14 protein-coding genes and 2 tRNA genes are annotated in these 12,751 nt (G+C 68.8%); 12 read left to right on the top strand and 4 right to left on the bottom strand.

What is annotated here, in order from left to right; all coding sequences use genetic code 11:
* Positions 1-130: 130 nt before the first annotated feature.
* The 7 genes from ACFQ4E_RS19770 (at position 131) to ACFQ4E_RS19740 (ending at position 6,799) form a co-directional block, all read left to right on the top strand.
* A complete protein-coding gene (locus tag ACFQ4E_RS19770) occupies positions 131-1,297 on the top strand; it encodes an alpha-hydroxy acid oxidase (protein ID WP_386806258.1) in 1,167 nt (388 codons plus the stop codon).
* 81 nt (positions 1,298-1,378) lie between these two features.
* Positions 1,379-4,825, top strand: a complete 3,447-nt coding sequence (locus tag ACFQ4E_RS19765; RefSeq protein WP_386806257.1) for a pyruvate carboxylase — start codon at positions 1,379-1,381, stop codon at positions 4,823-4,825.
* Between the two features lie 84 nt (positions 4,826-4,909).
* Complete coding sequence (locus tag ACFQ4E_RS19760) at positions 4,910-5,314, top strand: rhodanese-like domain-containing protein (protein ID WP_386806256.1); 405 nt, start codon at positions 4,910-4,912, stop codon at positions 5,312-5,314.
* 68 nt (positions 5,315-5,382) lie between these two features.
* A complete protein-coding gene (locus tag ACFQ4E_RS19755; protein WP_386806255.1) occupies positions 5,383-5,565 on the top strand; it encodes a hypothetical protein in 183 nt (60 codons plus the stop codon).
* 213 nt (positions 5,566-5,778) lie between these two features.
* A tRNA-Gly gene (locus ACFQ4E_RS19750) sits at positions 5,779-5,853 on the top strand.
* Between the two features lie 22 nt (positions 5,854-5,875).
* Positions 5,876-5,950: transfer RNA gene (locus ACFQ4E_RS19745), tRNA-Gly, on the top strand.
* A gap of 72 nt (positions 5,951-6,022) precedes the next feature.
* Positions 6,023-6,799, top strand: a complete 777-nt coding sequence (locus ACFQ4E_RS19740) for a hypothetical protein (protein ID WP_386806254.1) — start codon at positions 6,023-6,025, stop codon at positions 6,797-6,799.
* A gap of 51 nt (positions 6,800-6,850) precedes the next feature.
* Here ACFQ4E_RS19740 and ACFQ4E_RS19735 read toward each other — a convergent pair whose 3' ends face one another.
* On the bottom strand, positions 6,851-7,090 hold the full coding sequence (locus tag ACFQ4E_RS19735; protein WP_386806253.1) for an Lrp/AsnC ligand binding domain-containing protein: 240 nt from the start codon (positions 7,088-7,090) through the stop codon (positions 6,851-6,853).
* Positions 7,091-7,285: 195 nt separating this feature from the next.
* Here ACFQ4E_RS19735 and hisB point away from each other — a divergent pair, with 195 nt between their 5' ends.
* Together hisB and hisH are read left to right on the top strand one after the other, a co-directional pair.
* On the top strand, positions 7,286-7,873 hold the full coding sequence (gene hisB, locus ACFQ4E_RS19730; protein ID WP_386806252.1) for an imidazoleglycerol-phosphate dehydratase HisB: 588 nt from the start codon (positions 7,286-7,288) through the stop codon (positions 7,871-7,873).
* A gap of 4 nt (positions 7,874-7,877) precedes the next feature.
* Complete coding sequence (gene hisH, locus ACFQ4E_RS19725) at positions 7,878-8,516, top strand: imidazole glycerol phosphate synthase subunit HisH (protein WP_386806251.1); 639 nt, start codon at positions 7,878-7,880, stop codon at positions 8,514-8,516.
* A gap of 113 nt (positions 8,517-8,629) precedes the next feature.
* On the opposite strand, the gene ACFQ4E_RS19720 is transcribed toward hisH, so the two are convergent.
* Entirely contained in the window at positions 8,630-9,016 is a 387-nt protein-coding gene (locus ACFQ4E_RS19720) for a DUF2147 domain-containing protein (protein WP_386806250.1), read from the bottom strand.
* Between the two features lie 147 nt (positions 9,017-9,163).
* Between ACFQ4E_RS19720 and hisA the strand changes: the two genes are divergently transcribed.
* On the top strand, positions 9,164-9,880 hold the full coding sequence (gene hisA, locus ACFQ4E_RS19715) for a 1-(5-phosphoribosyl)-5-[(5-phosphoribosylamino)methylideneamino]imidazole-4-carboxamide isomerase (RefSeq protein WP_386806249.1): 717 nt from the start codon (positions 9,164-9,166) through the stop codon (positions 9,878-9,880).
* A gap of 116 nt (positions 9,881-9,996) precedes the next feature.
* Here the strand turns inward: hisA and ACFQ4E_RS19710 are convergent, their stop codons facing one another.
* Positions 9,997-10,452 carry a DUF302 domain-containing protein gene (locus tag ACFQ4E_RS19710; protein WP_386806248.1) on the bottom strand — a complete coding sequence of 152 codons (456 nt, stop codon included), beginning with the start codon at positions 10,450-10,452 and terminating at the stop codon, positions 9,997-9,999.
* 127 nt (positions 10,453-10,579) lie between these two features.
* Here ACFQ4E_RS19710 and hisF point away from each other — a divergent pair, with 127 nt between their 5' ends.
* Positions 10,580-11,341, top strand: a complete 762-nt coding sequence (gene hisF / locus ACFQ4E_RS19705) for an imidazole glycerol phosphate synthase subunit HisF (RefSeq protein WP_386806247.1) — start codon at positions 10,580-10,582, stop codon at positions 11,339-11,341.
* A complete protein-coding gene (locus ACFQ4E_RS19700; RefSeq protein WP_386806246.1) occupies positions 11,338-11,649 on the top strand; it encodes a phosphoribosyl-ATP diphosphatase in 312 nt (103 codons plus the stop codon). The genes hisF and ACFQ4E_RS19700 overlap by 4 nt, the downstream gene beginning before the upstream one ends.
* Positions 11,650-11,701: 52 nt before the next feature.
* Here the strand turns inward: ACFQ4E_RS19700 and ACFQ4E_RS19695 are convergent.
* Positions 11,702-12,751 (bottom strand): ATP-dependent helicase C-terminal domain-containing protein (locus ACFQ4E_RS19695; protein ID WP_386806245.1); only part of this gene is annotated, 1,050 nt, incomplete at its 5' end.

Raw genomic sequence — 12,751 nt, 5'->3', positions numbered from 1 at the left:
TCACCGGGTCACCGGGTCACCGGGTCACCGGGTCACCGGGTCACCGGGTCACCGGGTCACCGGGTCACCGGGAGGCAAGCGTCGATCCGCTCTCTGGACAAGCCCCCGGCCCAGCACGGATAACGAGGCGATGGATCTCGATGCCCGCTACCCGGCCCTTTCGGACCTGCGCACCCGCGCGCGGCGCCGCCTGCCGCATTTCGTCTGGGAGTATCTCGACAGCGGCACCGGCAGCGAAACCGCGCAGGCGCGCAACCGCGACGCCCTCGACAGGGTCCTTTTCCTCCCCGCGGTTCTCCGTGGCGAGGTCGCCCCCGACCTCGCCACCCGGTTCCTCGGCACCGACCACACCCTGCCCTTTGGGGTCGCGCCCGTCGGCATGTCCGGCCTGATCTGGCCCCGTGCCGAGGCGCATCTCGCCCGCGCCGCGACCGAGGCCGGCCTGCCCTACACGCTCTCGACCGTCGCCGCCGCCACCCCCGAAGAGATCGGCCCCCTGACGAACGGTCGCGGCTGGTACCAGCTCTACCCGCCCCGCGACGAGGAGGTGCGCCTCGGCATGCTCCGCCGCATCCGCGACAGCGGGTTCTTGACCCTCGTGCTGACCGTCGACGTGCCGGTCGCCTCGCGCCGCGAACGGCTCCTGCGCTCGGGTCTCACCCAGCCGGTCACGCTGACGCCGAGGCTTCTGGCGCAAGTGGCGCGCCGTCCGGCCTGGGCTCTCGGGATGGCGCGCGAGGGGCTGCCGCGAATGCGCACGCTCACGCCCTACACCGAGACCGGCAAGAGCCTGTCCTCGACCGCCCATGTCGGCTACCTGCTCCGCATCGCGCCCGATTGGGACTATCTCCGCTGGCTCCGCGACCGCTGGCAGGGACCGCTCGTGGTCAAGGGCGTCCTGACCCCTGAGGACGCCGCGCGGCTCGAACGCGAAGGCGTCGACGCGGTCTGGGTCTCGAACCATGCCGGGCGGCAATTCGACGGCGCACCCGCCGTCGCCCGCTGCCTGCCCGCGATCCGCGCCGCCTGCGACCTGCCGCTTCTCGCCGATGGCGGCGTCGAGGGCGGGCTCGACATCCTTCGCCTCATCGCACTCGGGGCCGATCTGGTGATGCTCGGCCGCCCCGTCCACATGGCGCTGGCCGCGCTCGGCCCCCGAGGCCCGTCGCACCTGATCGAGACGCTCCGCCGCGACCTCATCGCCAATCTCGGCCAGCTCGGCGTCGCGCGACCTGCCGAATTGCGCGGAACCGCCCGGGTTTCGGGCAGGTCCGACCCACCCGGTCCGGCAGGCTGATCCTATCCACCCTGCCGAGTTGTGGACCGTCCCGATGCAGCCTAGGCTTCCCGTGTCCACAGGCTCCCAGGAAAGACCACAATGCCCGAATTTCAGAAAATCCTCATTGCCAACCGCGGCGAGATCGCGATCCGGATCATGCGGGCGGCGAACGAGATGGGGAAAAAGACGGTCGCGGTCTTCGCCGAGGAGGACAAGCTGGGGCTCCATCGCTTCAAGGCCGATGAAAGCTACCGGATCGGCGCGGGGCTCGGGCCGGTGGCCGCCTATCTCTCGATTGACGAGATCATCCGGGTCGCCAAGGAATCCGGCGCCGACGCGATCCATCCGGGCTACGGGCTCCTGTCCGAGAACCCCGATCTCGTCGATGCCTGCGACCGCGCCGGCATCACCTTCATCGGCCCCAAGGCCGAGACCATGCGCGCGCTCGGCGACAAGGCCAGCGCCCGGCGCGTGGCGATCGCCGCGGGCGTGCCGGTGATCCCGGCGACCGAGGTCCTGGGCGACGACATGGACGCGATCCGCGCCGAGGCCGCCGAGATCGGCTACCCGCTGATGCTCAAGGCCTCCTGGGGCGGCGGCGGGCGCGGCATGCGCCCGATCCTGAGCGAAAAGGAACTGGCCGAGAAGGTCGCCGAAGGCCGCCGCGAGGCCGAGGCCGCCTTCGGCAATGGCGAGGGCTATCTCGAGAAGATGATCACCCGCGCCCGCCATGTCGAGGTGCAGATCCTCGGCGACAAGCACGGCAATATCTACCATCTCTACGAGCGCGACTGCTCGGTCCAGCGCCGCAACCAGAAGGTCGTCGAACGCGCCCCCGCCCCCTATCTCAGCCCTGCCCAGCGCGAGGAGATCTGCGAGTTGGGGCGCAAGATCTGCGCGCATGTGAATTACGAATGCGCGGGCACCGTCGAGTTCCTGATGGATATGGAGACGGGCAAGTTCTACTTCATCGAGGTCAACCCCCGCGTCCAGGTCGAGCACACCGTGACCGAAGAGGTCACCGGCATCGACATCGTGCAGGCGCAGATCCTCGTGGCCGAGGGCAAGAGCCTCGCCGAGGCCACCGGCAAGGCCAGCCAGTATGACGTGCAGCTCAATGGCCATGCGCTCCAGACCCGGATCACCACCGAGGATCCGACCAACAACTTCATCCCCGATTACGGCCGCATCACCGCCTATCGCTCGGCCACCGGCATGGGCATCCGGCTCGACGGCGGCACGGCCTATGCGGGCGGCGTGATCACCCGCTTCTACGACTCGCTCTTGGTCAAGGTAACGGCTTGGGCGCAGACCCCCGAAAAGGCGATCAAGCGGATGGACCGCGCGCTGAGGGAGTTCCGCATCCGCGGTGTCTCGACCAATATCGAGTTCGTCGAGAACCTGCTCCAGCACCCGACCTTCCTGTCGAACCAGTACACCACCAAGTTCATCGACGAGACGCCCGAGCTCTTCAACTTCGCGCCCCGGCGCGACCGCGGCACCAAGGTCCTGACCTATATCGCCGACATCACCGTGAACGGGCATCCCGAGACCGCCGGGCGACAGATGCCGCTCGCCGATCTCAAACCCGCCCGCACGCCGAAGCTCCGCGCCGAGACGCCGCCCGCGGGCACCCGACAGCTTCTCGACGAGAAGGGCCCGCAGGCGGTGGCCGACTGGCTCGCCGCGCAGGAGCGCTTGCTGATCACCGACACCACCATGCGCGACGGCCACCAGTCGCTTCTGGCCACGCGGATGCGCTCGATCGACATGATCAAGGTCGCCCCCGCCTATGCCGCGAACCTCTCCGGCCTCTTCTCGGTCGAATGCTGGGGCGGCGCGACCTTCGACGTGGCCTACCGCTTCCTGCAGGAATGCCCTTGGCAGCGGCTCCGCGACATCCGTGCCAAGATGCCCAACGTGATGACGCAGATGCTGCTGCGGGCCTCGAACGGGGTGGGCTACACCAACTATCCCGACAACGTGGTGCAGTTCTTCGTCAAGCAGGCCGCCGAGAGCGGCGTCGACGTGTTCCGCGTCTTCGACAGCCTCAACTGGGTCGAGAACATGCGCGTCGCGATGGATGCGGTGATCGACGCGGGTAAGGTCTGCGAGGGCACGATCTGCTACACCGGCGACATCAACGATCCCGACCGCGCGAAATACGACCTCAAGTATTATGTCGAGATGGGCAAGGCGCTGAAGGGCGCGGGCGCGCATATCCTCGGCCTCAAGGACATGGCGGGCCTTCTGAAACCCGCCGCCGCCGGGCCACTGATCCGCGCCCTGAAGGAGGAGGTCGGGCTGCCGATCCATTTCCACACCCACGACACCTCGGGCGCTTCGATCGCCACGGTCATGGCCGCCGCCAACGCGGGCGTCGACGCGGTCGACGCGGCGATGGACGCGCTCTCGGGCAACACCTCGCAGCCGACGCTCGGCTCCATCGTCGAGGCGCTGCGCTTCACCGAGCGCGACACCGGGCTCGATATCTCGGCGATCCGCGAGATCTCGGATTACTGGCAGCAGGTCCGGCTGCAATACGCGGCCTTCGAGAGCGCGATGCAGTCGCCCGCCTCCGAGGTCTATCTCCACGAGATGCCGGGCGGGCAGTTCACCAACCTGCGCGCCCAGGCCCGCTCGATGGGTCTCGAAGAGCGCTGGCCCGAGATCGCGCGCACCTATGCCGACGTGAACCAGATGTTCGGCGATATCGTGAAGGTGACGCCGTCCTCCAAGGTGGTGGGCGACATGGCGCTGATGATGGTCAGCCAGGGCCTCAGCCGCGCCGAGGTCGAGGATCCGAAGAAAGAGGTCAGCTGGCCCGATTCGGTGGTCGACATGATGAAGGGCAATCTCGGCCAGCCCCCGGGCGGCTGGCCCGCGGCGCTGCAGAAGAAGGTCCTGAAGGGGGAGGCGCCGCTCACCGACCGGCCCGGCCAGCACCTGAAGCCCGAGGATATCGAGGCGCGGCGGAGCGAGGTCTCGGCGCTTCTCGACGGCGCGGTGATCGACGACGAGGATCTGAACGGCTACCTCATGTATCCCAAGGTCTTCACCGATTACATGACGCGCCACGCGCTCTACGGACCGGTGCGGACGCTGCCGACGCTGACCTTCTTCTACGGGATGCAGCCGGGCGAGGAGATCACCGCCGAGATCGACCCCGGCAAGACGCTGGAGATCCGCCTGATCGCGGTGGGCGAGACCCAGGACGATGGCGAGGTGCGGGTGTTCTTCGAACTGAACGGCCAACCGCGCACGGTGCGCGTGCCCGACCGCAAGGCCCAGGCCTCGGGCGCGGCGAAGCCCAAGGCCGATCCGACCAATCCGAACCATGTGGGCGCGCCGATGCCGGGCGTGGTCAGCCAGGTGTCGGTCACCGCCGGACAGGAGGTCGCCGAGGGCGACCAGATCCTGGTGATCGAGGCGATGAAGATGGAGACCGGGCTCTATGCCGAGCGCGACGCCAAGGTGAAGGCGGTTCATGTGGTTGTGGGCGGTCAGATCGATTCCAAGGACCTGCTGGTGGAATACGAGGCCTAGCGAAAATCGACCCGATTTTCGCGCGCAATCCGGACCGGATTGCGTGCGGATTTCGGTTCGAAATCCGTGTCGGGAGAGGACGAGATGTCGCGACTGAAGATCACTGCCGCCGAGATGGTCGCCGAGGCCCGCTCGCAGATCCCCGAGCTGACCGCGGCCGAAGCGCTGCCGCTCGCCGATGACCCGGACACGGTCATCGTCGATATCCGCGACATCCGCGAGCGCGCGAAGACCGGCTGGATTCCCGGCTCGGTCCACGCACCCCGCGGCATGCTCGAGTTCTGGGTCGATCCCGAAAGCCCCTATCACAAGCCGGTCTTCGCCCAGCCCGGGAAAACCTACGTCTTTCACTGCGCCTCGGGCTGGCGCTCGGCGCTGGCGGTGTTCCAGCTCCAGAAGATGGGGTTCGAGGCGAGCCACATCTCGGACGGCTTCACCGGCTGGGTCGCCGCCGGAGGCCCCGTCACCGACGAGGAAACCGGCCGCTGAGCCTGCCCGTCTCGGGCCTCTTCGCCGCGCTGCTGGCACTCCTGTTCGTCGCGCTCTGGCTGCGCGTCGTGGCTCGGCGCCGCGCGGCAGTCGTGGCGCTTGGGACCGGCGGCGACGGCATCCTCGAGGCGCGGATCCGCGCGCAGGGCAAGGGCGCCGAATACGCGCCGATGGGCCTCATCCTTCTCGAACAGAGCGAGCCAACGGCGCCTCGACCATCGCGCTCCATGCCCTCGGGCGTCTCCTCATAACCGGCCGCCTGCTGCACGCTGTGGCCCTGGCGAGGCGCGATCTGTGCTTGCGCGTCACAGGTATGGCGCTCACCTTCCTCATGCTCCTCTTCGCCGCCACCGGCCTTCTCGCCCACGCGCTGATCTGAGCGCGACGCGGCGGGTGCGAAAAAACCGAAAATTCCGCTTGCAGGCCCTGCCGTGATTTTCTACATCCCGCACACCCAACGGAATGCGGGCGTAGCTCAGGGGTAGAGCATTACCTTGCCAAGGTAAGGGTCGTGAGTTCGAATCTCATCGCCCGCTCCAATGGGACCAGACCGATGGCGTCGCGGGCGTAGCTCAGGGGTAGAGCATTACCTTGCCAAGGTAAGGGTCGTGAGTTCGAATCTCATCGCCCGCTCCATCGGTTCTCCACCGCATCTGTCGGTTTCCAGTCACATCCCCGCACGGTCGCGCCGCCCCGCGCACTCGGGCGTTGCGCCGCCGCCGGTCGCTCCATCGGGCTTTCCAAGCGCAACTCGTCTCTCTCGATCAATTCCGGCCCGAGCGCTACCTCGCCGCCGATGACTGGATGATGCGGCAGGGCTTCCTGAACCAGGAGGATGCGTTCCGTCACCAGCGCGTGGTGATGACGCTGCTCCTCGGCAAGCGCGTGGTGTCGCGGGGCCGGGCGTCGGTCTGGCTCAGCTACTTCCTGCTCCTTGGCGCGGGTTTCATGGTGATCGAGATCGCGATGATCCAGCGGGCGGGGCTGCTCTTCGGCAATCCCGGCCTGTCGATCGCGGTGGTGCTCTGCCTCGTGATCCTGTCGACCGGCCTCGGCGCGCTCCTGAGCGAGAAGACCTTCGCGCGCGGATGGACGATCCGCCAGGTGGCGCTGGGTGTCGCGGGCTATGGGCTGATCCTCGGCCTGGTGTCCGAGACGCTCCTCGCCTCCGCGCTCGGTGCGCCGCTGCCGGTGCGGCTGGCGGTCGTGGCGCTGGTGATCGTGCCGGGCGGGCTGATCATGGGGCAGCTCTTCCCGCAAGGCCTGGCCCGCGCCGGGACCGAGGATCGCTCGCTCGCGCCCTGGGCCTGGGGCATCAACGGCGCGATGAGCGCCGCGGCCGCAGGGATCGCGCCGCTGATCGCGCAGGCGGCGGGGTTCACCGCGCTGTTCGTCCTGGGCGCAGGCCTCTACGCGCTCGCCGCGCTCCTGCCGGTGGAGCGGCGGGTCGCGGTCGAGGACGCGCTGCCGGACGCGGCTGAATAGGACCGGGCGACACCCGTCGCACCGTCCCGCAGCGGCGACGGCGTCGCGGGCTCAGAACGCCTTGAAGGTCAGCGTGGTCAGCGACCGCTCGAGGCCGGGGATGTCGAGAAGCCGCTCGTTGATGTAATGGCCGACATCCTCGCCCTCGGGGATATAGGCCTTCATCAGGAGGTCCCACTCGCCGCTCGTCGAGTAGAGCTCGGAATGGATCTCGCGCAGCGCGATCTCCTCTGCGACGCGGTAGGTGTGGCCGGGGGTGCAGCGGATCTGGACGAAGACGCAAGGGGTCATTCTCGGACGCTCCTGGAGGACTGACGGGCGCGACGCTGGCACAGCCGGGCCACGGTGGCAAGCGGACCGGGCCAGCGCGGCAGCGCGTCACCGGGCCGTCCGGGCCACGGCCCGGGCGCTTGGCTCCCCTGCCCCCTTGGACTTCGCACGCCCCACCCCTATACCGGCGGCGAACAGGAGACATGGAGAGCGCCGATGCGCCGCGCCACCCTCACCCGCAAGACCGCGGAGACCGATATTTCCGTCGAGATCGATCTCGACGGCACCGGCACCTACGACAACCGGACCGGTGTCGGCTTCTTCGATCACATGCTCGACCAGCTTGCCCGGCACGCGCTGATCGACATGACCATCCGCTGCGACGGCGACACCCATATCGACGACCATCACTCGGTCGAGGACGTGGGCATAGCACTCGGCCAGGCGCTCTCGCAGGCGCTCGGCGACAAGCGCGGCATCCGCCGCTACGGCGCCTGCCTGCTGCCGATGGACGACGCGCTGGTGCGCGCCGCGCTCGACCTCTCGGGCCGGCCCTATCTCGTGTGGAACGTCGAGATGCCGACCGCCAAGATCGGCGGCTTCGACACCGAGCTCGTGCGCGAGTTCTTCCAGGCGGTCTCGACCCATGGCGGCATCACGCTGCATGTGGATGCGCTGCACGGGATCAACTCCCACCACATCGCCGAGGCCGCCTTCAAGGCGGTCGCCCGCGCTCTCCGCGAGGCGGTCGAGACCGATCCGCGGAAATCCGACGCCATTCCCTCGACCAAGGGCACGCTCTGAGACCATGCTGACGGCAATCATCGACTACGAAAGCGGCAACCTGCATTCCGCCGACAAGGCGTTTCGCAAGATGGCCGTTGAGACCGGCGCGGGCGAGGTGGTCGTCACCTCCGAGGCCGAGACCGTGGCGCGCGCCGACCGGATCGTGCTGCCCGGCGACGGCGCATTCCCGGCCTGCGCCGCGGCGCTCAAAGCCACCGGCGGCGTCTACGAGGCGATGGTCGAGGCGGTGACCCGGAAGGGCCGTCCCTTCATGGGCATCTGCGTCGGCATGCAGCTCATGGCGCGCAAGGGCCACGAATATGCCGAGACCGACGGGCTGGGCTGGATCGACGGCGAGGTGATGAAGATCGTGCCCTCGGACCCGTCGCTCAAAGTGCCGCATATGGGCTGGAACGATCTGATCATCGACCACCCTCATCCGGTGCTCGACGGCATCCAGAGCGGCGATCACGCCTATTTCGTGCATTCCTACCAGATGCGCATGGCCGATCTCGAACAGCGCATAGCACGGGTCGATTACGGCGAGGACGTCACCGCCATCGTCGCCTCGGAGACCCGCGTGGGTCTGCAATTCCATCCGGAGAAATCGGGGCCGACCGGGCTGCGCATGATCGCGAACTTCCTCGGCTGGACCCCGTGAGAGACGCGAGCGTTCAGAAATTTATCTAAATTTCTGAACGCTGTGGCGCCCGGTGAGGCTCCAGAAATTTAATTAAATTTCTGGAGCGCCGCGCGGGCTGTGCCGCGCCGGTCTTACTGGACCCGGCTCCAGGTCTGGCTGGAGCACAAAAGCCCGCCCGCCACGCAGCCCGAGAGCTTCAGCGTGTTGCCGCTGAGCTGCATCTTGCCGAGATAGACCTTGTCGTTCGACGGCCGCCAGACCTTGCCCTCGTACTTGCCCGAGCCTTGCGGGACCATGTTGATCACCAGCACCTTGCCGAGATTGGGCGAGCTGTATTCGCCCGAGCCGTTGAAGGTGCGGTCGATGGTCCCGCAGACCATGTCGCCGCAGGGTTTCATGCCGACATAGGCGTAGGAGCCGTCATCCGCTTCGGTTTTCCAGGTGCCGAGCACCGGGTCCGCGCTGGCCGCGCCCGCGGCCAGAAACAGGCCTGCGAGGGCCAGGGTCAGTCGCTTCATCTCGTCCATCCTCCCGTTCGAGATCGTCGCGCGCAGCTTCACTCCGGAAAACCGCGCCGATCAAGACTGACGCTGGGTCGCGTTGCATGTGCCGCTCCGTCATGGCAAAGCGGCGCCCATCCCCGCCCCCGACCGGAGCCCGCGCGCATGATCCTCTACCCTGCCATCGACCTCAAGGACGGCCAGGCCGTGCGGCTCCTGCGCGGCGACATGGAGGCCTCGACGGTCTTCAACGACGACCCCGCGGCGCAGGCCCAGGCTTTCGTCGAGGCGGGCTGCGCCTGGCTGCATCTCGTCGATCTGAACGGCGCCTTCGCGGGCCGCCCCGTCAATGCCGATGCGGTCGAGGCGATTCTCGCCTCGGTGGACGTGCCCGCGCAGCTCGGCGGCGGCATCCGCGACATGGCCACCATCGAGGCCTGGCTCGAGAAGGGGCTCGCCCGGGTGATCCTCGGGACCGTGGCGGTGGAAAACCCCGCGCTGGTGCGCGAGGCGGCGGCGGCGTTCCCGGGCCAGGTCGCGGTCGGCATTGACGCGCGCAAGGGCCGCGTCGCGACCAAGGGCTGGGCGGAAGAGACCGACGTGACGGCGACCGATCTTGCCCGAAGCTTCGAGGACGCGGGCGTGGCGGCGATCATCTACACCGATATCGACCGCGACGGCGCGATGGGCGGCCCGAACGTCCCCGCGACCGAGGCGCTGGCCCGCGCCGTGGAAATCCCGGTGATCGCGTCGGGCGGGGTCTCGTCCCTGGCCGACCTCGAGGCGCTCAAGGCGACCGGCGTGATCGCGGGCGCGATCTCGGGGCGAGCGCTCTATGACGGCGCGCTCGATCTCCGCGCGGCGCTGGCGGCCCTGGGCTGAGGCGCCCCTGCCCGGCCTCGTCTCTGGTGGAGAGGCCGGGCAGCGTATTTATGAAAAAGAAGAAACGCCAAGGGGCGGAGCGCGCCGGTCTAGCGTCGGCGCCGGGGCGGCGGAGGTTACTCTTCGGCGGTGGCGGCGGTGGTAAATTTCTCCAGCGCGCCGGACATCTTCGCGAGGTATTCGGCATCGCCCGGCACGTCGAGTCCTTCGAAGAGCGTCTCGGGCGTCTCGTAGATCATGTGGGTGCTGCCATCCCCGGCCTGGTAGGTCAGAACCTTCATCGGCAGCGCGAGGCCCGCGCGGATATCGGCCTGCTGCGGCAGCGTACCGAGCTGGGGGTTGCCGAAGATCAGAAGCTCCGACGGCGGCAGCTCCATCCCGGCCGAGGACGCGCCCTCGGCATGGTTGACGCGCGCGAAGACGGTGGCGCCCGCCTCGGTTATGGCGCGTTCCAGCCGGTCGACCGTGTCGGATACGGCATGCGGGCTCATGCGATGGACGGTTTCGGCCAAGGCGGGCCCGGCGGCAAAGGTGGCGGCGAGCGTGATAGCGATCGGGGCGATGCGGGACATGGGGTCTCTCCTCCTGCGGTGACAGGAGGTGAACCGGTGGGCGCGCGCTCCGTTCCACCGGAGCACCGGCTTGTGATCCGGGCCGCGCTTGGGCATATCGGGGCGCAAGCGAGAGGAGCCCGGACCCATGCTCAAGACCCGCATCATCCCCTGTCTCGACGTGGCCGATGGCCGCGTGGTCAAGGGGGTCAATTTCGTCGATCTGCGCGATGCCGGAGACCCGGTCGATGCCGCCCGTGCCTACGACACGGCGGGCGCCGACGAGATCTGCTTTCTCGACATCACCGCCACGCATGAGGATCGCGACACCATCCTCGACGTGGTGACGCGCACCGCCGAGCAGTGTTTCATCCCGCTGACCGTGGGCGGCGGCGTCCGCTCGGTCGACGATGTCAGGAAGCTCTTGCTTGCGGGCGCGGACAAGGTGTCCTTCAATTCCGCCGCCGTGGCAAATCCGGACGTGGTGACCGAGGCCGCCGACCGCTTCGGCAGCCAGTGCATCGTGGTGGCCATCGACGCCAAGACGGTCGAGCCGGGCCGCTGGGAGATCTTCACCCATGGCGGGCGCAAGCCCACCGGCATCGACGCGGTCGAGTTCGCGATGGACATGGCCGCCAAGGGCGCGGGCGAGATCCTCCTGACCTCGATGGATCGCGACGGCACCCGCGCGGGCTTCAACCTGCCCCTGACGCGCGCGATCTCGTCGGCGGTGCCGATCCCGGTGATCGCCTCGGGCGGGGTCGGGACGCTCGATCACCTGGTCGACGGGGTGGTCGAGGGCGGTGCCTCGGCGGTGCTGGCGGCCTCGATCTTCCATTTCGGCGATTATACCATCGCCGAGGCCAAGGCGCATATGGCGGAGGCCGGTATCCCGGTGCGGCTGCAATGACGCTCGACGATCTCGAGGCCGTGGTCGCGGCGCGCGCCGGGGCGGCGCCGTCGGAAAGCTGGACTGCGCAGCTTCTGGCCAAGGGCCCGGAGAAATGCGCCGAGAAATTCGGCGAGGAGGCCATCGAGGCGGTGATCGAAGCGGTCAAGGGCGACCGGGACGCGCTCGCCTCGGAGGCGGCGGACGTGCTCTTTCACCTGCTCGTCATGCTGCGATCCCGCGACGTGCCGCTGTCTGCCGTGATGGAGGTTCTCTCCGCGCGCCAGGCGCAGTCGGGTCTGTCCGAGAAGGCGTCGCGGAAGGACTGATCGCGGCTTTTCGTGTATCGCGACGGGGTACGATGACCGGCCGCGCGCCGGGCTACTCGCCGCGCCGCTTGGCGCGGAGCGTTGGGTCGGCCTCGCGCGGGTCCTCGGGCCAGGGGTGCCGGGGGTAACGCCCGCGCATGTCCTTGCGCACATCCGCGTAGGAGCTGTCCCAGAAGCCGGGAATGTCGAGCGTCACCTGCACCGGTCGGTGCGCGGGCGACAGGAGCGTGACGCGTAAAGGCTGGCCCGCGACGGTCGGGTGGGTGCGCTGACCGAACATCTCCTGCAGGCGCAACGAGATCGCGGGGTGGTCGCCCGAGTAGTCGATGGGCACGCGGCGCCCGAGGGGCGTGGTGAACTGCGCCGGGACCGCCTGATCGAGGGTCTGCATCTGGCCCCAGTCGAGCTGTGCCCGCAGCGCGTCGAGCGGATCGAAGCGCCGCCAGTCCTCGGCGCTGGTGACGCCCGTCAGGAAGGGCAGAAGCCAGTGGTCCAGCGTCTCCATCAGCGCGGGTTCGGAGAGATCCGGCAGATCGTGCCCGCCGGCGCGGGCGAGCGCGACACGGGCGGTGAAGCGGCGCGCGGCATCGGGCAGCGCGAGGCCCAGCTCGCGGACGCCGTCGAGCATCGCGCGCGCGAGGTCTTCCGGCGCGGCGTCGGTCCAGGCGCGGTCGTCGAGCACCAGCGCGCCGAGCCTCTCCTGACGCCGGGCCCGCACCCGCCCGTCGCGTTTCGACCAGTGGCAGGTGGTCTCCCAGCGGATGGCGTCGGCGAAGACCGCGCGCAGATCGCTCTCGGAAATCGCGATGGCCTGGCGGATGCGGGCCTCGCGCGGGTCGCCGTCGCTGTCGGTCACGACCAGAAGCCGCGTGCCCGCCAGGGGATCGTCCGGGGCCAGCGCCGCGCCCTTGCCGCCCGAGAGCAGGTAGCGCGGAGCGTCGCCGGGGCGTCGGAGCGCGATGCGGTCGGGATAGGCGAGAGCCGCGGCGGCGGAGTGGCTGAGGCGCTCGTCGGTCTCGGGCGCCGGGGCGGCCTGTTTCAGGCGCTTGGCCTCGGTCGAGATGCGCGCGAGCGCGGCGCGCTGGAGCGTGTAGGGCCGCTC

The sequence above is a fragment of the Litorisediminicola beolgyonensis genome, from assembly GCF_042679605.1.
Lineage (GTDB): Bacteria > Pseudomonadota > Alphaproteobacteria > Rhodobacterales > Rhodobacteraceae > Litorisediminicola > Litorisediminicola beolgyonensis.
Note: the sequence above shows the minus strand (reverse complement) of the source record. Positions and strands in the feature narration are given on the sequence as shown.

Bases quoted from the DNA above. Each gene is read 5' to 3' on its own strand.
- ACFQ4E_RS19770 (WP_386806258.1), top strand. From the start codon at position 131: ATGGATCTCGATGCCCGCTACCCGGCCCTTTCGGACCTGCGCACCCGC.
- hisH (WP_386806251.1), top strand. From the start codon at position 7,878: ATGCTGACGGCAATCATCGACTACGAAAGCGGCAACCTGCATTCCGCC.
- hisF (WP_386806247.1), top strand. From the start codon at position 10,580: ATGCTCAAGACCCGCATCATCCCCTGTCTCGACGTGGCCGATGGCCGC.
- hisB (WP_386806252.1), top strand. From the start codon at position 7,286: ATGCGCCGCGCCACCCTCACCCGCAAGACCGCGGAGACCGATATTTCC.
- hisA (WP_386806249.1), top strand. From the start codon at position 9,164: ATGATCCTCTACCCTGCCATCGACCTCAAGGACGGCCAGGCCGTGCGG.
- ACFQ4E_RS19720 (WP_386806250.1), bottom strand. From the start codon at position 9,016: ATGAAGCGACTGACCCTGGCCCTCGCAGGCCTGTTTCTGGCCGCGGGC.
- ACFQ4E_RS19710 (WP_386806248.1), bottom strand. From the start codon at position 10,452: ATGTCCCGCATCGCCCCGATCGCTATCACGCTCGCCGCCACCTTTGCC.
- ACFQ4E_RS19735 (WP_386806253.1), bottom strand. From the start codon at position 7,090: ATGACCCCTTGCGTCTTCGTCCAGATCCGCTGCACCCCCGGCCACACC.
- ACFQ4E_RS19760 (WP_386806256.1), top strand. From the start codon at position 4,910: ATGTCGCGACTGAAGATCACTGCCGCCGAGATGGTCGCCGAGGCCCGC.
- ACFQ4E_RS19700 (WP_386806246.1), top strand. From the start codon at position 11,338: ATGACGCTCGACGATCTCGAGGCCGTGGTCGCGGCGCGCGCCGGGGCG.
- ACFQ4E_RS19765 (WP_386806257.1), top strand. From the start codon at position 1,379: ATGCCCGAATTTCAGAAAATCCTCATTGCCAACCGCGGCGAGATCGCG.